We start from the raw sequence: 22516 nt of genomic DNA on the forward strand, positions 1-22516 counted from the left end.
CATGCGCCACACCCCCACGTACCTGATGACCGACGTCGACGAGGTCAAGCGCCTCATCCGCAACCACCCGTGGGCGACGTTCGTCTCGCCCGCGAGCACCGGTCTCGTCGCCTCCCACTATCCGGCGATCCTCGAGGAGGATCAGGACGAGCTGTCGATCGTCAGCCACTTCGGCCGACCGGACGAGCACTCGCACGAGCTCGGCGAGCACGAGATCCTCGTCATCATCCAGGGACCGCACGACTACGTCTCGCCGAGCTGGTACCCGGAGGGCCAGCTGATCCCGACGTGGAACCACGTCACCGCGCACCTGTACGGCACGCCGGAGGTCCTCAGCGAGGACGAGAACTACGAGATGCTCTCGCGACTCACCGACCACTTCGAGGACCACCGACCGGACGGCCGCCACCTGTCCCAGGACGAGGCCGGCACCCGGCGCGCAGCGAAGGGGACGGTCGGCCTCCGGATGCGCGTGACCCGCTTCGACGCCCGTGCGAAGCTCAGTCAGAACAAGACGCCCGAGGTGGTCGACGACATCACCGCGCACCTTGCGGAGCGGAATCCGGCACTGGCCGAGGAGATGCGCCGTCAGCAGGATCGGCGGCCGGAGGGGCACTGACCCGACGGGCCCAGACCCGACGGGCATCGACGCGACCGCGGGCGTCGCTCACGAGCACGAGGGCGACGCCCGCCGCACTGAGCAGGAACCCGCCGGCCGTCAGGAGCGTAAACGGCTCCCGGAACAGGAGCGCACCCGCGACGGCGGTCGTCGGCGCGACGAGGAACAGGAGCGTGTTGAGGACCGTGACCCCGATGCGACGCAGCAGCCACCAGTAGAGCCCGTAGGCCGACAGCGTCGGGACGAGCGCGAGGAAGAGCGTCGTGAGCCAGAAGGTCGCGTCGCCCGGCGGTACCGCCTCACCGGTCGCGAGGGCGAGCACGGCGAGGAGCACCATGGTCGCCGTCGCGTGGACGGTGAGCGTGAGGAGGACCGGGGCTCGGTGCGGCGAGCGCCGTTCCAGGATCGTCGCGGTGATGAGGCTGACCATGGCCAGTGCGGGCAGGGCGTAGGCGATCGGCGGTGCGTCCGAGGCGCCGAACTGGGACTGCACGATGAGGAACACCCCGACCGCGCCGATCCCGAGCCCCAACCATTGAGCGCCCGGGACCCGCACGTGCAGCAGCGGTCCGGCGAGCGCCGCGATGACGAGCGGCTGGACGGCGTCGATGAGCGCGGTCGTCCCGGTCGAGATGCCCACGGCGACCGAGGCGTAGACGAACACGACGTAGCCGAACTGCGCGAACAGGCCGATGACGAGCTGCGACCGCACCTGCGCCGGGGTGGCGTTCCGCCACTGCCCGCTGAGCAGTAGTACGATCGCGAGCCCCACGGCGAGCGGCACGAACCGCCAGAGGAGCACGGTGAGCACCGGTACGTCCTCGGTCCCGATCTTCGCGACGATGAACCCGGAGCTCCACGCGAGGACGAACCCGATCGCCGCGAGGGGGACGATGGCCGCGCGGATCGCACGAACCACAGGTATACCGATCTGTTTACTCATCCCCGCAGTATACAGACTGGTATAGTTTTCGCATGACGGTCGACACTCCAGAGCTCGCACCCCTCACGCCGGGCGCCCGACGCGTGCTCGACGCCGCCTCCGTACTCTTCTACGAGAACGGCATCCACGCGGTCGGCGTCGACACCATCGCGGAGGCGGCCGGGGTCACGAAGAAGACGCTCTACGACCGCTTCGGCAGCAAGGAGGCCCTCGTGCTCTCCTACCTGCAGCATCGCGACGCCCGCTGGCGCGCCTGGGTCGACGAGGTCCTCGCCCGGCACCCGGAGCCCGGGATCGACCGGGTCCTCGCGATCTTCGACGCGGCGATCGGCTGGTCGGACGACAACAGCCCCAAGGGCTGCAGCGCCGTCAACGCACGCGCGGAGATCCCCGACCACGCGACGAGCGGCCTCGTCCTTCCCGAGGTCACCCGACAGAAGCAGTGGCTCCTCGACCGCTTCGCCGAGCTCATCACCGAAGCCGGCCTGTCGGACCCCGGGGCGCGCGCCCGCGAACTCATGCTGCTGTACGAGGGCGCCATCGTGACGGTCGGGATGCGCACCTTCCGCGAACCGTTCGAGACCGCGCGTGCGATCGCACGTCGACTCCTGGCCGCCTGACCGGAGCCGGCGCCGGTCTGTCGCCGACAACCCGACATCGCGTAGGGTCTCGGGATGGACTTCACCGACGACGCCATCGCCGCCGACCACGAGAACAGCACCGACCGCATCGCCATCGTCACCGGGGTCGGACGCCGCCGCTCGATCGGCGCGGGACTCGCCACCGGTCTCGCCGCGGACGGTTGGAACCTCGTCCTCAACGCCTGGCGACCCTACGACGACCGCGTCGGCTACGAGCGGACCCCCGACGACCCCGAGTCGATCGCCGACGAGTGCCGTGCGCTCGGCGTGAGCGTCGAGCTCGTGCTCGGCGACCTCGCCGACCCGACGTTCCCGGCCGAGCTCGTCGGGCGGGCGGCGCAGCTGGGTCCCGTGTCGGGGCTCGTCATGTCGCACTGCGAGTCGGTCGACAGCTCGATCCTCACGACGGACCTCGACAGCTGGGACCGTCACTTCGCCGTGAACGCGCGCGCGACGTGGCTGCTCATCAAGGCCTTCGCCGAACAGCTCCCCGTGCAGGAGGCACCGCCCCGGGTGGCCGGTCGCATCGTCGCCCTCACGAGCGACCACACCGTCCACAACCTCCCCTACGGCGCCAGCAAGGGCGCGCTCGACCGCATCGTCACCGCAGCGGCAGTGGAGCTGGGCGACCGCGGGGTGCGGGCGAACGTCATCAACCCGGGTCCGATCGACACGGGTTGGATGACCGACGACATCCGTCGCTGGGGCACCGAGGCGACGCCCGCCGGCCGGCTCGGAACGCCGTCCGACACCGCCGACCTCGTCCGCTTCCTGTTCTCGCCGGCCGGGTCCTGGATCAACGGCCAGGTGCTCTCGAGCAACGGCGGGTTCAACGTCGGCTAGGGGCGTCGCTCCCGGCCGACCCGCGCACGGATGTCGGCGATGTCGTCCGGCATGATGCGGCAGCAGCCGCCGACGATCGTCGCCCCGGCCTCCAGCCAGGCCTCCACCTCGCCGACCCCGGCGGCTCCGCGCCAACAGCGGGCGTCGGCGTCCCAGCGCTCGCCCGAGTTCGGATAGACCACCACCGCCTTGTCCGTCACGGACCGCGCAGCGGCGATGGCCGGGAGGACCTCGTCCGGGTGCGAGCAGTTGACACCGACGGCCTGGAACTCGTCGATCCCCTCGACCAGTCGGAAGCCCTCCGCCATCGGCTCGCCCGAGCGGAGACGACCGCCCTCCACCGTGAACGACAACCATGCCGGCACGCCCGAACCACGCACCAGATCGGCGAGCGCCATCGCCTCGTCGAGCGTCGGGATGGTCTCCAGGGCGAGGAGGTCGGGGGCCGCGTCGACCAGCACTGCCAGACGCCGCTCGTGCCACTGCCGCAGCTCGGTCCGGCTGAGACCGGAGGCACCCTCGTACTCCGAGCCGTCGCCGAGCGTCGCTCCGTACGGACCGACCGACGCGGCGACGAGAAGCGGGCCGTCGGGGTCCGATTCCGACCGCGTGTCGCGCGCCGTACGCGCCACGTCGACGCTCGATCGCAGGAGCCGTTCGGTCTCGGGAGGCGCGATGCCGATGCGCTCGAACGCGTCGAACCCGACCTGGTACGACGAGGTGATCGCGATCTGCGCACCGGCGGCGAAGAACTCCCGATGAGCGTTCAGAATGGCCCGTGGCTCCTCAAGGAGCAGACGAGCGCTCCACAGCACGTCGGAGAGGTCGTGCCCGCGCGCCTCGAGCAGCGTTCCGAGACCGCCGTCGAGGGTCCAGACACCGCGCCGAACATCCACGCCGTCCATTGTGCCCGCACCACCGCGGGGAGGGTCGCCACTGGACACCTGGTATTGTCTATACCCGTCCAGAGCCGAGAGGACGCGTTCTCCCCGAGAACGACCCGCCACCCGACGTGCAGCTCCCCCGAGCTCCGTGCCAGTGCAGCATGGCGATCCTCCGGCATTTCTCGGGCACTGAGCGACTACGCGAGTGCCGAATGATTCAACACGACTGTCAGGAAACGAGTACTGCTTGTGAACTCCAGCGACAACGCGGCATCATCGTCCCCCGCATCCCCCTCCCCCAAGACCGGCCGGAAGCCGGCCCGCAAGACCAGGCGCCTCCGCGTCGACGACGTCCTCGTCGTCAAGACGTCCAAGGTCCGCACTGCCATCTCAGGCACCGTCGTCGGCAACTTCATGGAGTGGTTTGACTTCGGCATCTACGGCTACCTCGCGGTCACGATGACCGTCGTCTTCACCGAGGGACTCCCTCCTGAGGCCGGCATCCTCGTCACCCTGTTCGGCTTCGCCGTGTCGTTCCTCGTGCGTCCGCTCGGCGGGCTCGTGCTCGGACCACTCGGCGACAAGATCGGCCGGAAGAAGATCCTCTTCCTCACGATGTCGATGATGGCCGCGGCCACCGCGCTCATCGGCGTGCTGCCGACCGCCGCCCAGATCGGGCTGTGGGCCATCGCCCCGTTGTACCTCCTCAAGATGATCCAGGGCTTCTCGACCGGTGGTGAGTACGCCGGCGCGTCCACCTACGTCGCCGAGTTCTCACCGGACCGTCGCCGCGGGTTCTGGGCCTCCTGGCTCGACGTCGGGTCCTACGTCGGCTTCGCGGCCGGTGCCGGGACCGTCGCCCTCACCACGCTGATCGCGGAGGGCCTCGCCGGCCCCGACGCCATGACCGAGTTCGGTTGGCGCATCCCGTTCCTCATCGCCCTGCCGCTCGGTGCGGTGGCGGTGTGGTTCCGCCTCAAGATCCCCGAGACCCCGGCCTACGAGGTCGCCGAGACCGCCGGCGGGATCGAGTCCGAGCACGAGGACCCCATGGCCCGCCAGGGTGTCTTCGGGATCTTCCGTCACTTCTGGCGCCAGATCCTCATCGCGATGGCGATCGTCGCCGCGACGAACACCGCCGGCTACGCACTCACGAGCTACATGCCGACCTACCTCGAGAAGGACGTCGGCGTCTCCAACCTGACGGCCGCCGTCGCGACCATCCCGGTCCTGCTGATCATGTCCGCCTGTCTTCCGCTCGTCGGCCGGATGTCCGACAAGCTCGGTCGCAAGCCCGTCTACCTCATGGCCGTCGGTGCGACCCTCGCCCTCATGGTGCCGGCGTTCGCGGTCATGCAGATCGGTGAGATCTGGGCCATCTTCATCGCCCTCTTCATGGTGGCCGCCCCGGTCGCGCTGTGGGCGGGACCGTCCGCGGCCTCGCTGCCGGCGTTCTTCCCGACGGCGTCCCGCTTCGGCGCGATGGCGATCGCCTACAACCTGTCCGTCTCGCTCTTCGGCGGCACGACGCCGCTGTTCAGCGAGTTCCTCATCCAGCTCACCGGCAACACCTTCATGCCCGCGTTCTACATCATGTTCTTCGCGGCTGTGGCGGGCGTCGGCGTGCTCACGATGCGGGAGACGGCTCGTCGTCCGCTCATCGGCTCGGTGCCGACGGTCGAGACGAAGGCCGAGGCGGTGGAACTCGTCAAGGGGCAGGACGACAACCCGCTCATCGACACCCACACGATGCCACTCGACATCCTGCCGCCCGCGTCGACCAGCGGTGCCGCGGCGGACGGCCAGGACGGACGCGTCACGACGCCCGTCGGCTAGCGGGTTCGTCGACGCGTTCGTCGAGGACGACGCGTTCGGTGAGCATGATCGGGGCGGGTGCGCGGTGCGCATCCGCCCCGTCGCGTCCGACCCGCTCGAGGAGCGCGGCCTGCCAGCCGCCGCTCGCGACCGGCTTCGCCGGGGCAGACGGCACGGTCGGCTCCACCTGCACCTCCGACGTCGTCGACTGGTCGAGCTGCGCGACCGGCCCACGCTCCTCGACGAGTGCCTCCTGGATGATCCGTCGGGGATCGAACTGTCGAGGGTCGAGACGTTTCCACTCGGTCGGGTCGAACTCGGGGCCCAGTTCCTCGGCGGCTCGCGCCTTGGTCGTCGCGACGAGGTCGCGGACGGTGCGGACGAGCACCCCGAGTCGCTCGGCGTACACCGGCAACTGTTTCGGGCCGATGAGCACGGCCGCGAGGATGCCGATGACGATCAGCTTGTCCATGGTGAGTCCGAACACGATGCGCTCCGATGATCAGGCGGCAGGGGTGTCTGCGCGCGTGTCTGCGTCGGCCGACACCTCGTCCTTCAGGATGCGCGCCGACTGCCCGACGCTGCGGGCGAGGCTCGGGAGCTTCGCGGCGCCGAAGAACAGCAGGATGACGGCGAGGACGATGAGGGCGTGCCAGCCGGTGAGGTTCTGGAGGAATCCCATGACGGGTCCTTTCGGGTCGATACGGGTCAGGACAGGAGTGCGTGGAGGTGGCGCGGTCAGCGCCCGCTCGGCGGCGTTCCTCCGCCGCCAGCCCCGCCACCGCCGGACGGAGCGGCACCGGCGGTCGGCGTCGTCGTGGTGTCCACCCGGACGGTGAGCGCCACCTGGTATCCCGAGGTCGCGTCGCCCGTCACCGTCGCGAGCTGCAGGGCGCCGCCGTCGTCACCGAAGACGTTGTCGTCGTCGAGACTCACCTGGGCGAGGTTCCCACTCGAGCCGTCGTAGCCCGACAGCGCGTAGACGGTGTCGCACGCCGCCTGCGGCAGGGCGACCTGCGAGGTCGCGATGGCGTTCGCGGAGTCGGAGATGTCCGCGACCGTGGGGTACACCTCGAAGTGGATGTGCGGCCACCGGCCCGAGTAGCAGGCCGGGAAGATCGAGGTGTACGAGACGGTCCCCGAGCTGTCGGCGACCTGGACGCCGCGGAGGTAGGTCTCGTCCTCGATCCCGTCGGAGTACATCGAGTAGCCGCCCGACGCGTCGCAGTGCCAGACGTACACGGCGACGTCGGCGAACGGGGCGTCACCGTTCGCCATGTCGAGGATGGTGAGCGAGAGGGCCATGGGGACCCCGCTCGCGGTGGTCCCGGACCCGATGCTCGACCGGATGTCGCTGCGGACGATGCCGGACTCCTCGAGCACGTCGGCTCCGTTCGAGCCGTCGCCCGGGTAGGGGCCAGCGGTCTCGTCGGGGATCTCGCCCGATGGGAGGTCGCCGGTCGCCGTCGCGGTGCTCGTGCCGGAACTCGCGGCACCCGTGCTCGTGCTGCTGCTGCCGGACGCCCCGGTGGAGCAGGCGGCGAGCGCGACGGCCCCGACCCCGGCGCCCACGAGGCTCAGCACCGTGCGTCGGCTGACGAGGGTCCCGAGGTCGAACGCGACGCCCTGGTCGACGACCTCCTCGTCTGCCCGGTCGAGCAGGCGGCCCTCGTAGGCCGGGCCGTCCGGGGTGGTCTCGGGTGTCGGGATCCTGCTCATGGTGCGCCTCGCCTTCGTCTGCGATCGGTGGTCTCGATCGGTCGTGAGACGAGCATCGGCGTGCCGGCTATGGGCTTCCTATGAGCCGTCCATACGTCGTCGATGGGTCTGCTGGGCGGTTGCCGAGCCTGCATCGTCCCACCAGGCGAGGACTCGGGAACCGATGAGCGTGAGCCACTTCGACGGTTCACCCTCCGGCACGTCGGTGTCGAACCAGACGCGTCCGGGCAGGGGCCGCCCCTGAAGCCAGGTCCCGTCCGACCGGCGAGCCGCACGGACGAGTTCGACGGCGTCGGCGAGGCGCGGGTCCGGCAGCGTGCCATCAGCGAGGGCGGCGTCCCGGAAGTGGTCGAGGGCGGCGAGGGCGCTGTAGCGGTAGCGGTTCGGGAAGACCAGGTGGTCGACGAACGGGCCGACCCGCTCCCCGGTCGTCGCCCGGTTGAGGAGTCGTCGCGTCAGGAGGTACTCCTCGCCACCCTGCCGGGCCTCACGCACGCTCGAGTCACCCGTGTACGCCTCGTACGCCAGGAGACCCCGCACCGCGTTGAGGGTCGAGTGGAAGGAGGACCGCACCGAGTCGCCCTCCTCCGCCTCGCAGTTCCAGCCGCCGTCGGCGAGGCGATGCGTGGTGAACCAGGCGGCGAGCGGCGAGACGTCGACACCGAGCCAGGCGCCGGTGGCGAGCGTGAACGAGTTGATGCAGACGTCGACCTCGCCGCCCCAGTACGGGAGGTCGTCGTACTCCCAGTGACTGTTGGCAGCCAGGCGCTCGGCCGTGTCGGTCAGGGCGGCGGCGTCGACACCCCACTCGCGGAGGTCCTTGAGCGCCCAGGTGGTCCCGACCCAGGGTTGCCCGGGCTCCTCCTGCTCGGCACTGCCGAAGAAACCGGCCGGGAAGTACGCGCCGCCCGCCCACTGTCCGTCAGGGTCCTGATGCGCGAGCAGCTCGGCACCGAACCCGGTCGTCGCGACGGTGCTCCGCGTCGCCTCCCAGACCTCGGGTGGCGCACCCGCCAGGTCTCGTTCGACCTGCCACCGGAGAGCCGGATCGGCGTCGAGCAACCAGTCGAGCAGCTTCGGATCGATCGCCATGCGGGAACGCTACTCCCCGACGGCGCGCTCCGACAGAGCGGATCAGCGCGGGGTGGCCTTGAGCCCGTTGGGCGGTCCGTCGCGGTCGGAGGTGGTGCGCGGGACGTCGTATCGCACGAGGGCGTCGGCGCGTTCCAGGCTCGGCTGCACGCTCATCAACACCCGCTTGAGCGGATCGATGTCCCAGGCGATGACGAAGTAGGCGTCGGCACCGCCCCGATCCCGGCGCCGTTCGATGACCGCCTTCGGGATCACCGGATCGTTCCGCATCACGAGCCACGTGTCGTGGTCGAGGCGGATCGGACGCGGGCGGGTCATGTGTCGAACATACGTTCGAATGTCGCGTGGGGCAAGTCGACGATCGAGCTGCTTAACTTTGCTTAACCGCTTGACCACCTTCTCGGCATCCCGCTACGGTAACTGCGTAACCGATTAACCACTCACTGCAGAGGACGTCATGAACCAACGAGGGTTCCACCAGCCGAACGGCGCATGGGTCGGAGACGTCATCCCCTGGCAGGAGGACGGTGTCTTCCACCTCCTCTACCTGCACGAGTCGCGTCGTGTGCCCAAGATCGGCATGCCGTGGCATCGCGTGACCACCCGAAACCTCGTCGACTTCGACGACCTCGGCGAGGCACTGGCGTCGGGCGGACCGTCCGCGCCGGACTTCAACGTCTACACGGGCAGCGTCGTCCTGGGCCCCGACGGGGTCCACCACGTCTTCTACACGGGACAACACCCGGAGCGCCGCGGTGCCGACGGTCTGGCGCTGCAACTCGTCATGCACGCCGTCAGCACCGACGGCATGCGCACCTGGGAGCGCCGGGAGGCCGACACCTTCGGCGCCACCGCAGGGTATGAGACCGCCGACTGGCGGGATCCCTTCGTCTTCTGGGACGAGGACGCGGCCGTCTGGCGGATGCTCATCACCGCCCGACACGCACACGGACCGGAACGGCGTCGCGGCGTCATCGCGCAATGCATCTCCACGGACCTCTCGACCTGGGAACCCGTCGAGCCGTTCTGGGACCCGCGCCGCTACATCGCCGACGAGTGCCCCGAGGTCTTCCAGTGGGGCGACTGGTGGTACCTCGTGTACTCCGAGTTCAGTGAGTCGTTCACGACGCGCTACCGGATGTCGCGCACCCTGCACGGACCCTGGCTCGTCCCCGAGCACGACACGCTCGACGGACGCGCCTACTACGCGGCGAAGTCCGCCGCCCGTGACGGACGCCGGTTCTTCTTCGGCTGGATCGCCTCGCGTGAGGGAGCCCACGACGCCGGCGCCTGGCAGTGGGCCGGCACCATGTCGGTCCTCGAAGCGGAGCAGCGTGCCGACGGCACCCTCGCCTTCCATCCGCCCACCGAACTCCGCGACACCTTCGCGCCCGCCGACGAGCCGACGGACACCGTCGTCGCCCGGGGCACGGTCCTGAGCGCCCCCGACGGGTACGCCGACGCCCTGTCGGCCGTGGACGCACCGAGTTCCTTCCGACTGGTCGCCCGGTTCGACATCGCCCCCGGCACGACCGAGTGCGGCGTCCTCCTCCGAGCGAGCGACGACGGCGACGAGGGCTACGTCCTGCGCCTGGAGCCGAAGCGCGACCGCCTCGTGTTCGACCGCTGGCCTCGCTCCAGCACCGGCACGGAGCAGTGGCAGATCTCGGGCGACGTCCCGTTCGTCGTCGAACTCGAACGCCCCTGCCACCTGGCCCCCGGCTTGCACGAGCTCGAGGTGATCGTCGACGGCGACCTCTGCGTCGCGACCGTCGACGACGCGGTCGTCCTCAGCACGCGCCTCTACGACCGACCGAGCGGTCGCGTCGGCGTCTTCGTCGGTGAAGGGACCGTCACCGTCGAGGCGTGCACGCTCCTGGAACGCGACGGCGGCGACTCCGACGACGACCCCACCTCACACCGACTCCTCACCAGCACCACGTCCTGATCCCGACACCACGCTCCGCCCTGCTGCACCACCACCCGCACACCCGCACCCACCTGTGATCGATCAACGGAGATTCCGACCATGCCAACCACCGCACGCCCCCGCACCATGCGCCCCACCCGCAGCACCGCCTCCGTGGCGCTCGTCGCCGCTGCAGCGCTCGCCCTCTCCGGCTGCGCCGGCGGATCGAGCGCCACGGACCCGACCGACGTCGACCCGAAGGGCGACATCGTCCCCCGCGAGATCTCGTGGCTGCTCTCCCGCCCGGCCGACGGCGGGGTGATCACCGCCATGGAGCAGATCGCCGACGAGTACGCGAAGGACCACCCCGGCTTCTCGCTGAACCTCATCACGACGCCCGACCGCCCGTCCTACATCCAGAAGTACGAGACCCTCGCGGCCGCGAACAAGCTCCCCGAGCTCTTCGACACCGACGCGACCCCGTTCGCGCAGAAGCTCGCGAAGCAGGGCCGGATGGTCGACGTCGACCTGCTCCTCGAGGACCTCGGGCTCGCCGACTCCTACCGCGAGGCGGCGCTCAACTACCAGCGGTTCGACGACGGTTCGCTGTACATGGTGCCGTTCGAGTTCCAGCTGGAGTTCTTCTGGTACAACCGCTCCCTGCTCGAGGACGCCGGCGTCACCGTCCCGGCCACGCTCGACGACTTCCCCGCCATGTGCAAGGCGCTCCGCGCCAAGGGCGTCACCCCGATCGCACTCGACGGTCAGGACCAGTGGCCGCTCGAGCGCTACATGGCCTACTACCCGTTCCGGATGGCGGGTCCCGAGTACATCCAGGACCTGAAGGCCGGGAAGGCATCCTTCTCAGACCCGGCAGGACAGGCCGCGGCCGAATGGCTGTACGACCTCGGGCAGGCCGGCTGCTTCCAGGAGGGGTTCTCCTCGACCGGTTACGCGGACGCGCAGGCGCTCTTCACCTCGGGGAAGGCCGCGGTCTACAACATCGGCACCTGGGAACTCTCGAACCTCGCGACGGATGCGCTCGACCCCGGCGTCCGTGACGCGGTCGGCACCTTCACGCTGCCGACCATCGACGGTGCCGTCACCGCCGACAACGAGTACGTCACCCCCTCCGGCATCGGCATGGCCGTGAACGCGAAGACGTACGACCCGCTCGTCCGCGACTTCCTCGCGTTCGCCCTCGAGCGCTACCCGGAGCTCTACGCGGCGACTGGCGCGCTGTCGCCGACGACCTCCGCGCAGACCACCGTCCCAGCGAACGCGACCGAGCTGTACGCGAGCTCCGTGGCGCAGGCCGACGGCGTCGGACCGGCGATCGCGATGCCCTGGGACACCCAGCTCGACCCGGCCACGAACACCCGACTCCAGCAGGAGCTGACCCTGCTCGTGCAGGGCGACATCACGCCGGACGAGTTCATCACGACGATGGATGCGGCCCTCACGGAGAACGTCGATGACTGAACTCACCCAGAGCGCGGTGGGCGCGGCATCGGCCCGCCCACCGCGGCGGCGGAAGCCGATGTCCACCTCGATGCTGCCCCGCCGGTCGACGCTGTCGGTGCTCGTGTTCCTCGTGCCGCCGCTCGTCCTCTACGGTGTCGCGGTGCTCCTGCCGATCGTGCAGTCGCTGTTCCTCAGCCTCTTCTCGTGGGACGGCATCACGGACATGGCGTTCGTCGGACTCGACAACTACGTCAAGATGCTCACCCGGGACGACGTGTTCTGGACCTCCTTCGGCAACGCCCTCGGCTACCTCGCGATCTGTCTGGTGCTCCAGCTCGGCGGCGCGCTCCTCGTCGCCGGGCTACTCACGGCCCTCCCCCGGGCCCGCGAGCTCGTCAAGACGCTGTACCTCCTGCCTGCCGTCATCTCGACGGTCGCGATCGCCATCCTGTTCCAGCGGTTGTACGCCCTCGAGCCGGTCGGGCTGATCAACCAGCTGCTCGCGTGGGTCGGCCTCGGCGACCTCCAGACGGCCTGGCTGTCGAACGTGCAGACGGTCCTCGCGGCCGTGTCGATCCCGGAGGGCTGGCGGTTCACCGGCCTGTACATGCTCATCATCTACGCCGCCCTCATGGCCGTGCCCCGCGACCTCGAGGAGGCCGCTCGGCTGGACGGCGCCTCCTGGTGGCAGATCTTCTGGCGGATCCGCTTCCCGTACATCCGGCCGGTGTGGATCACGACGACGGTCATGGCGACGACCTTCGCCCTCCGTGGCTTCGACATCCCGTACCTGCTGACGAACGGCGGTCCCGGTCAGTCGTCCGAGCTGTTGACCACGTACATGTACAAGACGGCGTTCGTCCACACGGACTACGGCTACGCCAGCGCGATCTCCATGTTCATCGTCGTCGAGTGTCTCGTCGCCGTCGGCCTCATCTTCCTGCTGCTCCGACGGAAGGACAAGTCATGACCGCCACCCTCCCCGCCCGGCCGACCGAACACGTCGCGCCCCCGGCGGCGCCGGCACCGAAGCGGAAGCCCCGGCACACCCCGCGCGTGCGGGTGCAGCGGACGATCCTCACCGTGACCGTCGTCGCGATCGTGCTCGTCCAGGTCTACCCGCTCGTCTGGTTGCTGCTCACGAGCTTCCGGACGGCGGCGGACTTCGCCGGTGGCAACCCCTTCGCGTTACCGTCCGAGTGGACGCTCGAGAACTACGCGCGGGCGTTCTCGACCGGCAACCTCGGGCTGAACATCGTCAACAGCCTGATCGTCACCCTCGGGTCGAGTGCCCTGATCGTCATCGCCGGCATGATGGCGGCGTACGCGCTCCAGGTCCTCGGGTTCCGGTTCAGTGGGCTCGTCCGCGGCCTGTTCCTCCTCGGCATCATCGTGCCCGTGCAGATCGCGCTCGTCCCGCTGTTCATCGACTACTCGCAGGTCGGCCTGCTCGACACCCACCTGTCGATGATCATCCCGCTGGCGGCGTTCGCCCTGCCGATGGCGGTGTACCTGTTCTCCTCGTTCTACGAGTACATCCCGCGGGAGATGTACGAGGCCGCGTCGCTCGACGGGGCGGGCCCGTACCGGATCTTCGGCCAGATCACGTTCCCGCTCTCGGTCAACACGATCATCACGGTCGTGCTCGTCAACAGCATCTTCATCTGGAACGACTTCATCTTCGCGAACACCTTCGTGCTCTCGGACGGATTGAAGACCATCCCGCTCGGCCTGCAGAACTACATCGGGGCGATGGGGAACACTGATTGGACGGCGACGTTCGCCGCCGTCTGCGTCACGGTCACACCGCTGCTGCTGGTGTTCCTCGTGTTGAACAAAGCGATGATCAGCGGCCTCGAGAGCGGAGCGACCAAGGGATGAGCAGCACCGACCAGCCGAAGCCCGGCGCGGACCACCCGAAGAACACCTCGGGCATCACGATGCGCGACGTCGCGAAGGCCGCCGGCGTCTCCGTGGCGACCGTCTCGCACGTCGTCAACGACAAGCCGGGGTCGCGGATCGGCGAGGACGCGAAACGTCGGGTGCACGAGGCGGTGGCGGAGCTCGGCTACCGGCCGAACGCCCTCGCGAAGACGCTGTCCCAGGGGCACTCCCGGTTCATCGGCCTCGTCGCCGACGCGATCGCGACGACCCCGTTCGCCGGCCAGATCATCCACGGCGCCCAGGACGAGGCGTGGCGCCACGGCTACGTCCTGCTCGTCGCCAACACCGACGGCAACACGGCCGCCGAGGAGGAGGCGATCGCGATGATGCTCGAGCACCAGGTCCGCGGGATCCTCTACTCGACCTGGTTCCACCACGAGATCACCGTGCCGGAGGCGCTCCTCCAGACCGACACCGTGCTCGTCGACTGCTACGCCGCCGGCAGCGGGCTCCCGGCCGTCGTCCCCGACGAGGAGCAGGGCGGGCGGACCGCGACCGAGGCGCTGCTCGCGGCCGGTCACCGACGGATCGCGTTCGTCAACACGACGACCCCCTCACCGGCACAGACCGGCCGGCTCGCCGGGTACCGCTCGGCGTTGCAGGCGGCGGGGGTGGCCTTCGACGACGCCCTCGTGTTCCCGGCCTCACCGGAGCAGGAGGGCGGGTACGCGGCGACCGTCGAGGTCGTCGACTCGGGCGCCACCGCGGTGTTCTGCCACAACGACCGTGTAGCGATGGGCCTCTATGACGGCCTGCGCGAGCGCGGACTGCGGATCCCCGACGACATGGCCGTCATGGGGTTCGACAACCAGGACGTCATCGCCGCCCACCTCCGGCCACCGCTGTCGACGGTCGCCCTCCCCCACTACGAGCTCGGGGCGGCCGGTGTCCGTCGGCTGCTCGGTCTCGACGCCGCGCTGCCCGCCGGGCCGCAGCTCATCGCCTGCCCGGCCGTCCCGCGGCACTCCGTCTGAGGGCGCGACCGTGCACGACGAACAGCACGCCCTTCCACGGCCCGGCTTCCACCTGACGCCCGAGCGGAACTGGATGAACGACCCGAACGGCTTGGTCTTCCACCGCGGGAGGTGGCACGCGTTCTTCCAGTACAACCCGGAGGGTGGCGACTGGGGCAACATGAGCTGGGGTCACGCCTCGAGCGTCGACCTGCAGCACTGGGACGAGCATCCGGTCGCCCTGCGGTACACCGCCGAGGAGCAGGTGTACTCGGGATCCGTGGTCGCCGCGGGTCCCGACGGACGCCTCACGGCGTACTACACGAGCGTGTCCACCGACGGTCGGCAGGCGCAGTCCCGGGCGACCAGTGACGACGACGGGCTCACCTGGCAGCGGGACCCGGAGAACCCGATCCTCGACCGCGGCTCGCACGCGTTCCGCGACCCGAAGATCATCCGGTACGAGGACGCCGCAGGCTTCCGCTGGATCATGCTCACGGTGGAAGCCGTGGAGCGTCAGGTCCTCGTGTACTCCTCCACCGACCTCCGCACCTGGGAGCACGTGAGCACCGTCGGTCCGATCGGACCCACCGGCGTCGTGTGGGAGTGCCCCGACCTCATCCCGCTCGCGGTCGACGGACTCCCGGACGAGATCCGATGGGTCCTGCTCCTCAGCACCAACCCGATCGGCGACGCGCAGGACCCGGACGGGTCGTCGATGAGCTATCTCGTCGGCGACTTCGACGGCTCGGTGTTCACGCCTGAGCGGGCCGAGCTGCAGCGGCTCGACCACGGTCGGGACTTCTACGCGGCGGTCGGGTTCGACCGCGCTCCGGACGGCGAAGCGGTGATCCTCGGCTGGATGGGCAATTGGCGCTACGCCGCCGACCTCCCCGCCTCACCGTGGCGGGGCGCGATGTCGCTCCCCAGACGCCTGTCCTTGACCACGGTCGACGGCGAGCCGCGACTCGTGCAGGAGCCGCCGGCCTTCGTCCGGGAACGACTGGCCGCGATCGACCCGACGACCGTCGCCCTGTCCTCGGACGCCGTCGACCTGGCGCTCGAGGGTGACGGCGTGGTCGAGTTGCGCTGGGATCCGTCGGTCACGGGTGAGTTGCGGCTCCGACTGACGGCTGACACCGACGGAGCGGTCCTCATCGTCCACGACCCGGCGGCGGCGTCACTCGCCGTCACCCGGTCGGGCGGTGCCATGGAGACGGTGCACCCCGACTTCGCCTCCACGAGCATCGTCCCGCTCGCCGGCGACCGGCCGGCTCGGCTTCTCCTCAGCCTCGACGGCCCGCTGCTCGAGCTGTTCGTCGACGGCGGTCTCGCCACCGTCTCCGACCTCGTCCTCCTCGGGAGCGGACGACCGACGCTGACCCTCGCGAGTGAACGCGCCAGTCCTGTCTCGGTCGCCGTCGCCGTCCTCGACCGGGTGCCAGCCACCGACCAGGTGCACGCGCTCGCCTGAAAAGTCCTCCACCGCACGATCCAGCCCCATCCCCGCCACGGGTGCCTTCGGCGTGCCCGCGGCACCGACGAAAGGAACCGCAATGACGCACGACCTCTCCCGCCGAACCGTCCTCCAGGGCGCCGGCCTCGGGGCACTCGCCCTGTTCGCGAGTGCCGGCACACCCCTCGCCGCACAGGCGCAGACCACCGCACAGGCGCAGGCCTCCCTCAGATCGGTGTTCCACATGACGCCGCCGTCGGGGTGGCTCTGCGACCCGCAACGACCGGTGTTCACGAACGGCGCCTACCAGCTGTACTACCTGCACTCCGGCCAGAACAACGGCCCGGGCGGTTGGGATCACGCGACGACGACCGACAGCGTCGCCTTCACCCACCACGGGACGGTCATGCCGCTGCAGCCGGACTTCCCGGTGTGGTCGGGATCCGCCGTCGTCGACACCGCGAACACCGCCGGTTTCGGGGCGGGCGCGGTCATCGCCCTCGCGACGCAGCCCACGGACGGCGTCCGGAAGTACCAGGAGCAGTACCTCTACTGGTCGACGGACGGCGGCTTCACGTTCACGATGCTCCCCGACCCGGTGATCGTGAACACCGACGGACGTGCGGCCCAGACCACGGCGGAGATCGAGAACGCCGAGTGGTTCCGGGACCCGAAGGTGCACTGGGACGCGGCCAGGAGCGAGTGGGTCTGCGTCATCGGCCGGGCGCGCTACGCGGCCTTCTACACCTCGCCCGATCTCACCACGTGGCAGTTGCAGCACAACTTCGACTTCCCGAACCACGACCTCGGCGGCATCGAGTGCCCGGACCTGTTCCAGATGCGAGCGGGTGACGGCAGCTGGCACTGGGTCTTGGGCGCCAGCATGGACGCCTACTCGATCGGCCTGCCGATGACCTACGCCTACTGGACGGGCACCTGGGACGGGACGCGGTTCACGGCCGACGACCTCACCCCGCAGTGGTTGGACTGGGGCTGGGACTGGTATGCCGCCGTCACCTGGCCGAAGGCGGAGTCGCCCGACGACCGCCGGCTCGCGATCGCGTGGATGAACAACTGGAAGTACGCGGCCCGCGACGTCCCCACCGACGCCTCGGACGGCTACAACGGCCAGAACTCCGTCGTCCGGGAGTTGCGACTCGAGGCCCAGTCCGGTGGTCGGTACAGCCTGCTCAGCTCACCCGTGGACGCCCTGGCCGGGTATGCGACCACCACCGTCCCCCTCCCGGACCAGACGGTCACCGGGAGCGCCGTCCTGCCCTGGAGCGGCCGGGCGTACGAGATCGAGCTCGACCTCACCTGGGACACCGCGACCAACGTCGGTCTCTCCGTCGGGCGCTCGGCGGACGGCTCCCGACACACCAACATCGGGAAGGCCGGGGCCGAGCTCTACGTCGACCGCGCACCGTCCGACCTGGCCGGCTTCTCACTGCAGCCGTACACGCGAGCCGCAGCACCGATCGACGCGGCTGCACGCCCGGTCCACCTGCGGGTCTTCGTCGACACCCAGAGCGTCGAGGTCTTCGTCAACGCCGGTCACACCGTCGTTTCGCAGCAGGTGCACTTCGCCGAGGGCGACACGGGGATCTCGCTCTACACCGACGGCGGCCCGCTGACCGCCTCGGGGATCACCATCCGCGAGTTCGGCACGGCGATCTGAGGCGAGCTCCCGCATCCATACGTCAGGATGGACGGATGGATCTCCAGAGCCTTGCCGAGCACGGACGTTGGACGACGGCCCCTGCGGCGGTGACGACGGAGCCGGACGGTTCCCTGCTCGTCACCGCCGTCGAGGGCAGTGACGCCTGGCGGCACACCTCCTACGGTTTCGTCCACGACACGGAGCACGCGCTGATCGCGCCGATGCAGCGACGGGCGGCGATCGAGGTGTCGTTCGTCCTCGACGGCTCCGAGCAGTTCGATCAGGCCGGTGTGTTCCTCCGCGCCTCCGAGTCGACGTGGATCAAGGCCGGGGTCGAGGTGTCCGACGGGGTCGCCCAGCTCGGCGCGGTCGTCACGCACGGCACCTCGGACTGGTCGGTGGCGCCGGTCCCCGACTGGCTCGGACGAACGGTCACCGTGCGCGCGAGCCGCGACGGCGACGCCGTCACCGTGCGCGCCCGGGTGGACGACGAGGACTGGCGACTGGTCCGCGTCGCCCACCTCGACCCGGAGGCCGACGTCGAGGCGGGACTCTTCTGCGCGGCCCCCACGCGCGCCGGCCTCACAGTCTGGTTCACCGCGGTGCGTCTCGGACCGCCGGACGACGCGCTCCACGGCTGACCGTCTGCGCGGTCGCGGCGTTGCGCTCCGCGAGCTGCGCGAACGCGGCGGCGAGCTCGGGCGGCTCGACGACGTCGATGTCGGTGTCGAAGCGGTTGAGGGAGGCGGCGAGCGCGACCCACGACCAAGCGCCGGCGGTGTAGCGCGTGCGGTCCGGGCCGAGGGGCTCGGCGGTGCCGTCGCCCACGAACGGTCGGACCGCCTCGATCGGCAGGTGGAGCACGACGGTGCCGACACAGGGCCAGGCGTCGGTCTGCTCTGAACCCTTGAACCTCGCCGCCACGAACGCCTGCACGTCTCCACCCGGCACCTCCCGCGGACGGAACCGCGGTCCGGTCGGCGTCCTCGGCGCGATGCGGTCGGCGCGGAAGATCCGCCAGTCGTCGCGATCGAGGTCCCAGGCCACGAGGTACCAGCGTCCCTGGGAGGTGACCAGGTGGTGCGGCTCGACGCGCCGGGGCGGTTCCGGGTCGTCGTCGGATCGCCCGAACCGGAGCACCTCCCGCGCGCGGATGGCCGCGGACAGCGCGAGGAGGACCGGGACGGCCACCTGGGGCGTCGGTCCGTCGCCGGCTCGGGGCACCGAGATGACGTCGACGGCGTCCAGTCGATGCCGCAGCCGCGACGGCAGGACCTGGCTCACGGTCGCCAGTGCTCGGAGCGCGGGCTCCTCGAACCCGGATCCCGCGACGGCGGCGGTCTGGAGGGCGATGGCGAGCGCAACGATCTGCTCGTCATCGAAGAGCAGCGGCGGGAGCTCGCTCCCGGCGTCGAGATGGTACCCGCCGTCCGGCCCCATCGTGGCCTCGATGCGATACCCCATCTCCCGGAGCCGGTCGACGTCGCGGCGGATCGTGCGGTGGCTGACGTCCAGCCGGTCGGCGAGCAGGGCACCCGGCCACTCGCGCCGCGCCTGCAGGAGCGAGAGCAACTGCAGGAGTCTGGAGGTCGGTGAGGCCATGGTGCGAGCGTAGTCCGAGTGCAGGACACGATCTGTCCTAGACGCCTGGGACAGTGGTGCTCGACCGGGAGGAGCCCGGCACGAACCGAGGAGCACGCATGAGCATCACGACCACGACCCACCTCAATTTCCAGGGCGACGCCCGCGCTGCGCTGGAGTTCTACCAGTCCGTCTTCGGCGGGCGGACGACGATCGCGAGCTACAGCGACTTCGGGATGCCGAAGGACGCCCCGGGTGCCGACCTGGTCGTCTTCGGTCAGGTCGAATCCGAGGACGGCTTCCGGGTGATGGCGTACGACAGCCCCGGAGCTCCGGCGGCGTCACTGATCGGCACTGGAACGACCCGCCGCGAGCACGGGACGACCATCACCGAGCAGTCCTGCTTCGTCGCGGTGCGTGGCGAGACGCTCGCGGAGGTCGAGGTGTTCTGGAACCGACTCGTCGTCGGAGGTTCGATCGTCGAGGAGCTCGCAGCGTCCGCCTGGAGCCCCGGCTTCGGCATGGTGACGGACCGGTTCGGCGTCACGTGGGTGCTCGACGTCGCGGCGGCCGGCTGAGGCGTTCGCGCACGTCCTGCGAGACGGAGAACGGGCCGGTGCGGACAATCTCGTCCGCACCGGCCCGTTCCGGTCGTCAGGTTGCGACTCAGCGCACCGTGTCGAACCGCTGACCCTCGGGCTTCGAGGGCAGGAGGAAGAGGACGAACAGGATCAGGCCACCGATCGAGGGGATGAGCGAGAGGAAGTAGAACGGGCCGGGGAAGTTGGCGTCGTGCAGGCGGCGCCAGGCGATGGCCAGGTTCGGGACGATGGTCGCCAGTCCGATGAGGCAGAGGAGCACGAAGCCCGTCAGGATCAGCGGAGCAGCCTCGGGGATCTCGAGGATGCCGGGCTGGGTGTAGTACGTCCGTGCGCCCGGGCTGCTGTCGAACACGACGGCCTCGCGCTGCGCGGCAGCCGACGTCGCGCCGATCAGGAAGCCCGTGAAGAAGAGGATGTTCGGGATGAGCGCGACGAGGAAGACGAACAGCGTGGCCCACCAGTACTCGCTCCGCGAGGCGCGGCCCGTGAAGGTCGCGTACTTGCGGAGGTAGCGCTTGATTGCCTGCGGGAAGGTCGCCCCGTAGAGCGGAAGCGTCAGATCCTCCGGGGAGGCGGCGCCGCGGATCGGAGCGGGCGCGTACGGCTGCCCGTACGTCGGCGTCGCAAGGTATTCAGGGGTGGTGTTGGAACTCATGGTGTCTTTCGATCGAGGTACACGGTACTGAGATCCTGGCATAACACATGACCACTCACGAACAACTTGCGCGACCGACCGACTTCGGGCATGCTCCGCGGCATTTCGATGATCCCTCTGCCGACCCCTGAGTGGCCCCTCCGATGACTGAGCACTCCCCTCTGGCGCCCGAGCAACCCCCGGCCGGTCCCTGAGTCTGTCGAAGGGCAAACGAGGAACCTCCCGCTCCGGCGACCCTCTCCCGGTCCCTGAGCAACCCCCTCCGGTCCCTGAGCAACCCCCTCCGGTCCCTGAGCAACCCCCTCCGGTCCCTGAGCTTGTCGAAGGGCACACGAGGAAACTTCCACAAGCAACTCGACTCGGCATCTGGAATGTCAGTGGTCCATGATGGACTTGTTCCATGACCGAGACCACGCCAGCCGCGATCCGCGTCGGCGACGAGTACGCCGCGCAGCTGGCGGAGTTCTCGGACGAGTGGGCGGAGATCCACCGGCAACAGGCCGTCTTGGACGCACGCAAGGCGCGCCTCCTGGCCCGTTCCGCCGCCTACGCGGACGCCTTCGCGGACGCCACGGTCCCGGCCATCTTCCCGCCGGCCGAGCGTCGGGCCCTCTCCCGTCGGTCGACGTGCGCGGCCCTGGCGATGGCGACGCGGACGCCGGAGCGGACGATCCAGCGTGCGACGAACGACGCCGAGCGTCTCGTGAACGAGGCACCGGCGGTGCTGGCGTCACTCGAGGCCGGCCGCATCTCGGCCTGGCATGCGAAGGTGATCACCGATCAGCTCAGCGACGTCCCGGCCGCAGGGCGGCCTGTGTTCCTGGACCAGGTCCTTCCGGTAGCCGAGAGCGCGACCGTCTCGTACCTCCGGCAACGCGCTCGCGTCCTGCGCGAGCGCCTCCACCCCGAGTCCATCACCGCCCGAGCGGTCCGCTCCGAGGCGGACCGCCGGGTCGAGTTCGAACCCGCAGCGGACGGCATGGCATGGGTGCACCTCTTCACCACGGCACCGATCGCGCAGGGCATCATCGAGCGCGTCGAAGCGGCGGCAGCGGAGTCACGCGCAACCGGCGACACTCGCACCTGTGCTCAGCTGCAGGCGGACGCCCTCGCGGCGCTCGCGCTCACCGGCGCGACCCCGGAAGACGTCATGTCGAGCCCGGTGCTCCCGCACCCGATCGAGGTGCAGGAGCACATCAAGCCGACCGTGCAGATCACCGTCCCGGCGTTGAGCATGGCCGGCGTCAGCGACGCACCCGCCACGCTCGACGGGTACGGGCCCATCGATCCGGAGACCGCGGCCCGTATCGCGGTGAATGCGCCCAGCTTCACCCGGGTCCTCGTCCAACCGGATACCGGTGCGGTCCTCTCGGTCGGGCGGAATCAGTACCGGGTCCCGGCCGATCTGCAGCGCGCGGTGCGGCTGCGGGACGGCACCTGTCGGGCACCTGGGTGCGGGCGGCGCGCCAGGGCCTGCGATCTCGACCATTCGGTCGCGTGGGAGGACGGCGGGACAACAGATGTCGGGAACCTCGCGTGCCTCTGCCGGCATCACCACCGGATGAAGCATCTGCCCGGATGGAACCTCGACCACGGGCCCGGCGGGGTCCTCGAGTGGACGACACCCGACGGCAAACACCACCGCACGGAACCGGATCCACCGTTCTGACCCCTTCCGCTCCCTGGGCTGCGCCGCGCTGAGCTTGTCGAAGTATCGAAGGGTTCCTCGTGGGCAC

23 protein-coding genes are annotated in these 22516 nt (G+C 69.8%); 14 read left to right on the plus strand and 9 right to left on the minus strand.

The genetic code is table 11. From position 1 onward, the window contains the following. The first annotated feature begins 1 nt into the window (after nucleotide 1). Nucleotides 2-619, plus strand: coding sequence for an FMN-binding negative transcriptional regulator (locus IFU30_RS12830; protein WP_192005509.1), 618 nt, complete (start codon nucleotides 2-4; stop codon nucleotides 617-619). Here IFU30_RS12830 and IFU30_RS12835 read toward each other — a convergent pair. Beyond that, nucleotides 537-1562, minus strand: coding sequence for a DMT family transporter (locus IFU30_RS12835; protein ID WP_192005510.1), 1026 nt, complete (start codon nucleotides 1560-1562; stop codon nucleotides 537-539). The two genes, IFU30_RS12830 and IFU30_RS12835, sit on opposite strands and share 83 nt — an antisense overlap. Nucleotides 1563-1594: 32 nt before the next feature. Here IFU30_RS12835 and IFU30_RS12840 point away from each other — a divergent pair, with 32 nt between their 5' ends. Further along, nucleotides 1595-2182: a TetR/AcrR family transcriptional regulator gene (locus IFU30_RS12840; protein WP_192005512.1), complete on the plus strand. Its 588-nt coding sequence runs from the start codon at nucleotides 1595-1597 to the stop codon at nucleotides 2180-2182. Between the two features lie 54 nt (nucleotides 2183-2236). Then, nucleotides 2237-3046 carry an SDR family oxidoreductase gene (locus IFU30_RS12845; RefSeq protein WP_192005513.1) on the plus strand — a complete coding sequence of 270 codons (810 nt, stop codon included), beginning with the start codon at nucleotides 2237-2239 and terminating at the stop codon, nucleotides 3044-3046. Here IFU30_RS12845 and mmuM read toward each other — a convergent pair. Next, the gene (mmuM, locus tag IFU30_RS12850) at nucleotides 3043-3951 is read right to left on the minus strand and encodes a homocysteine S-methyltransferase (RefSeq protein ID WP_192005515.1); all 909 of its coding nucleotides are present in this window, start codon (nucleotides 3949-3951) and stop codon (nucleotides 3043-3045) included. The genes IFU30_RS12845 and mmuM overlap by 4 nt on opposite strands. Nucleotides 3952-4179: 228 nt before the next feature. Between mmuM and IFU30_RS12855 the strand changes: the two genes are divergently transcribed. Continuing rightward, nucleotides 4180-5766 (plus strand): MFS transporter, encoded by a 1587-nt coding sequence (locus tag IFU30_RS12855; RefSeq protein ID WP_192005516.1) that lies wholly within the window; start codon nucleotides 4180-4182, stop codon nucleotides 5764-5766. On the opposite strand, the gene IFU30_RS12860 is transcribed toward IFU30_RS12855, so the two are convergent. The 5 genes from IFU30_RS12860 to IFU30_RS12880 all read right to left on the minus strand — a co-directional run bounded on the left by IFU30_RS12860 (nucleotide 5747) and on the right by IFU30_RS12880 (nucleotide 8874). Continuing rightward, a complete protein-coding gene (locus IFU30_RS12860) occupies nucleotides 5747-6232 on the minus strand; it encodes a Sec-independent protein translocase TatB (RefSeq protein WP_192005518.1) in 486 nt (161 codons plus the stop codon). The genes IFU30_RS12855 and IFU30_RS12860 overlap by 20 nt on opposite strands. Before the next feature lie 15 nt (nucleotides 6233-6247). Beyond that, the gene (locus IFU30_RS12865) at nucleotides 6248-6427 is read right to left on the minus strand and encodes a twin-arginine translocase TatA/TatE family subunit (RefSeq protein ID WP_192005519.1); all 180 of its coding nucleotides are present in this window, start codon (nucleotides 6425-6427) and stop codon (nucleotides 6248-6250) included. Nucleotides 6428-6483: 56 nt separating this feature from the next. Then, entirely contained in the window at nucleotides 6484-7464 is a 981-nt protein-coding gene (locus IFU30_RS12870) for an intradiol ring-cleavage dioxygenase (protein ID WP_192005520.1), read from the minus strand. Nucleotides 7465-7542: 78 nt separating this feature from the next. After that, nucleotides 7543-8556: a squalene cyclase gene (locus tag IFU30_RS12875; RefSeq protein WP_192005521.1), complete on the minus strand. Its 1014-nt coding sequence runs from the start codon at nucleotides 8554-8556 to the stop codon at nucleotides 7543-7545. 42 nt (nucleotides 8557-8598) lie between these two features. Next, complete coding sequence (locus IFU30_RS12880) at nucleotides 8599-8874, minus strand: hypothetical protein (protein WP_079706952.1); 276 nt, start codon at nucleotides 8872-8874, stop codon at nucleotides 8599-8601. A gap of 139 nt (nucleotides 8875-9013) precedes the next feature. On the opposite strand from IFU30_RS12880, the gene IFU30_RS12885 reads away from it, so the two are divergent. From IFU30_RS12885 to IFU30_RS12920, 8 genes are all read left to right on the plus strand, one after another. Continuing rightward, the gene (locus IFU30_RS12885) at nucleotides 9014-10504 is read left to right on the plus strand and encodes a glycoside hydrolase family 32 protein (RefSeq protein ID WP_192005523.1); all 1491 of its coding nucleotides are present in this window, start codon (nucleotides 9014-9016) and stop codon (nucleotides 10502-10504) included. A gap of 81 nt (nucleotides 10505-10585) precedes the next feature. Next, nucleotides 10586-11947 carry an ABC transporter substrate-binding protein gene (locus IFU30_RS12890; protein WP_249404828.1) on the plus strand — a complete coding sequence of 454 codons (1362 nt, stop codon included), beginning with the start codon at nucleotides 10586-10588 and terminating at the stop codon, nucleotides 11945-11947. 70 nt (nucleotides 11948-12017) lie between these two features. Continuing rightward, nucleotides 12018-12899: a carbohydrate ABC transporter permease gene (locus IFU30_RS12895; protein WP_056013507.1), complete on the plus strand. Its 882-nt coding sequence runs from the start codon at nucleotides 12018-12020 to the stop codon at nucleotides 12897-12899. Then, nucleotides 12896-13810 (plus strand): carbohydrate ABC transporter permease, encoded by a 915-nt coding sequence (locus IFU30_RS12900; RefSeq protein WP_192005524.1) that lies wholly within the window; start codon nucleotides 12896-12898, stop codon nucleotides 13808-13810. Before IFU30_RS12895 ends, IFU30_RS12900 begins: the two co-directional genes overlap by 4 nt. Continuing rightward, nucleotides 13807-14847, plus strand: coding sequence for a LacI family DNA-binding transcriptional regulator (locus IFU30_RS12905; protein ID WP_192005525.1), 1041 nt, complete (start codon nucleotides 13807-13809; stop codon nucleotides 14845-14847). The genes IFU30_RS12900 and IFU30_RS12905 overlap by 4 nt, the downstream gene beginning before the upstream one ends. Before the next feature lie 10 nt (nucleotides 14848-14857). Further along, nucleotides 14858-16300 carry a GH32 C-terminal domain-containing protein gene (locus IFU30_RS12910; protein WP_192005526.1) on the plus strand — a complete coding sequence of 481 codons (1443 nt, stop codon included), beginning with the start codon at nucleotides 14858-14860 and terminating at the stop codon, nucleotides 16298-16300. 82 nt (nucleotides 16301-16382) lie between these two features. Continuing rightward, complete coding sequence (locus IFU30_RS12915; protein ID WP_192005527.1) at nucleotides 16383-17960, plus strand: glycoside hydrolase family 32 protein; 1578 nt, start codon at nucleotides 16383-16385, stop codon at nucleotides 17958-17960. Nucleotides 17961-17995: 35 nt separating this feature from the next. Then, on the plus strand, nucleotides 17996-18583 hold the full coding sequence (locus IFU30_RS12920) for a DUF1349 domain-containing protein (protein WP_192005528.1): 588 nt from the start codon (nucleotides 17996-17998) through the stop codon (nucleotides 18581-18583). Here the strand turns inward: IFU30_RS12920 and IFU30_RS12925 are convergent. Next, the gene (locus tag IFU30_RS12925) at nucleotides 18537-19544 is read right to left on the minus strand and encodes a helix-turn-helix transcriptional regulator (RefSeq protein ID WP_192005529.1); all 1008 of its coding nucleotides are present in this window, start codon (nucleotides 19542-19544) and stop codon (nucleotides 18537-18539) included. The genes IFU30_RS12920 and IFU30_RS12925 overlap by 47 nt on opposite strands. Before the next feature lie 98 nt (nucleotides 19545-19642). Here IFU30_RS12925 and IFU30_RS12930 point away from each other — a divergent pair, with 98 nt between their 5' ends. Further along, nucleotides 19643-20101, plus strand: a complete 459-nt coding sequence (locus IFU30_RS12930) for a VOC family protein (RefSeq protein ID WP_192005530.1) — start codon at nucleotides 19643-19645, stop codon at nucleotides 20099-20101. An 88-nt stretch (nucleotides 20102-20189) separates the two neighbouring features. Here the strand turns inward: IFU30_RS12930 and IFU30_RS12935 are convergent, their stop codons facing one another. Further along, nucleotides 20190-20780: a DUF805 domain-containing protein gene (locus IFU30_RS12935; protein ID WP_192005531.1), complete on the minus strand. Its 591-nt coding sequence runs from the start codon at nucleotides 20778-20780 to the stop codon at nucleotides 20190-20192. 400 nt (nucleotides 20781-21180) lie between these two features. Here IFU30_RS12935 and IFU30_RS12940 point away from each other — a divergent pair, with 400 nt between their 5' ends. Next, nucleotides 21181-22449 (plus strand): HNH endonuclease signature motif containing protein, encoded by a 1269-nt coding sequence (locus IFU30_RS12940; RefSeq protein ID WP_192005532.1) that lies wholly within the window; start codon nucleotides 21181-21183, stop codon nucleotides 22447-22449. The last annotated feature ends 67 nt before the right edge of the window (nucleotides 22450-22516 follow it).

Origin of the sequence: Plantibacter sp. CFBP 8798 (assembly GCF_014841195.1) — a bacterium.
Lineage (GTDB): Bacteria > Actinomycetota > Actinomycetes > Actinomycetales > Microbacteriaceae > Plantibacter > Plantibacter auratus.

Excerpts from the sequence above, each read along its gene's own strand:
- IFU30_RS12830 (WP_192005509.1), top strand. The coding sequence starts at position 2 with ATGCGCCACACCCCCACGTACCTGATGACCGACGTCGACGAGGTCAAG.
- IFU30_RS12835 (WP_192005510.1), bottom strand. The coding sequence starts at position 1,562 with ATGAGTAAACAGATCGGTATACCTGTGGTTCGTGCGATCCGCGCGGCC.
- IFU30_RS12840 (WP_192005512.1), top strand. The coding sequence starts at position 1,595 with ATGACGGTCGACACTCCAGAGCTCGCACCCCTCACGCCGGGCGCCCGA.
- IFU30_RS12845 (WP_192005513.1), top strand. The coding sequence starts at position 2,237 with ATGGACTTCACCGACGACGCCATCGCCGCCGACCACGAGAACAGCACC.
- mmuM (WP_192005515.1), bottom strand. The coding sequence starts at position 3,951 with ATGGACGGCGTGGATGTTCGGCGCGGTGTCTGGACCCTCGACGGCGGT.
- IFU30_RS12865 (WP_192005519.1), bottom strand. The coding sequence starts at position 6,427 with ATGGGATTCCTCCAGAACCTCACCGGCTGGCACGCCCTCATCGTCCTC.
- IFU30_RS12870 (WP_192005520.1), bottom strand. The coding sequence starts at position 7,464 with ATGAGCAGGATCCCGACACCCGAGACCACCCCGGACGGCCCGGCCTAC.
- IFU30_RS12875 (WP_192005521.1), bottom strand. The coding sequence starts at position 8,556 with ATGGCGATCGATCCGAAGCTGCTCGACTGGTTGCTCGACGCCGATCCG.
- IFU30_RS12880 (WP_079706952.1), bottom strand. The coding sequence starts at position 8,874 with ATGACCCGCCCGCGTCCGATCCGCCTCGACCACGACACGTGGCTCGTG.
- IFU30_RS12885 (WP_192005523.1), top strand. The coding sequence starts at position 9,014 with ATGAACCAACGAGGGTTCCACCAGCCGAACGGCGCATGGGTCGGAGAC.
- IFU30_RS12890 (WP_249404828.1), top strand. The coding sequence starts at position 10,586 with ATGCCAACCACCGCACGCCCCCGCACCATGCGCCCCACCCGCAGCACC.
- IFU30_RS12895 (WP_056013507.1), top strand. The coding sequence starts at position 12,018 with ATGCTGCCCCGCCGGTCGACGCTGTCGGTGCTCGTGTTCCTCGTGCCG.
- IFU30_RS12900 (WP_192005524.1), top strand. The coding sequence starts at position 12,896 with ATGACCGCCACCCTCCCCGCCCGGCCGACCGAACACGTCGCGCCCCCG.
- IFU30_RS12905 (WP_192005525.1), top strand. The coding sequence starts at position 13,807 with ATGAGCAGCACCGACCAGCCGAAGCCCGGCGCGGACCACCCGAAGAAC.
- IFU30_RS12915 (WP_192005527.1), top strand. The coding sequence starts at position 16,383 with ATGACGCACGACCTCTCCCGCCGAACCGTCCTCCAGGGCGCCGGCCTC.
- IFU30_RS12920 (WP_192005528.1), top strand. The coding sequence starts at position 17,996 with ATGGATCTCCAGAGCCTTGCCGAGCACGGACGTTGGACGACGGCCCCT.
- IFU30_RS12925 (WP_192005529.1), bottom strand. The coding sequence starts at position 19,544 with ATGGCCTCACCGACCTCCAGACTCCTGCAGTTGCTCTCGCTCCTGCAG.
- IFU30_RS12930 (WP_192005530.1), top strand. The coding sequence starts at position 19,643 with ATGAGCATCACGACCACGACCCACCTCAATTTCCAGGGCGACGCCCGC.
- IFU30_RS12935 (WP_192005531.1), bottom strand. The coding sequence starts at position 20,780 with ATGAGTTCCAACACCACCCCTGAATACCTTGCGACGCCGACGTACGGG.
- IFU30_RS12940 (WP_192005532.1), top strand. The coding sequence starts at position 21,181 with ATGACCGAGACCACGCCAGCCGCGATCCGCGTCGGCGACGAGTACGCC.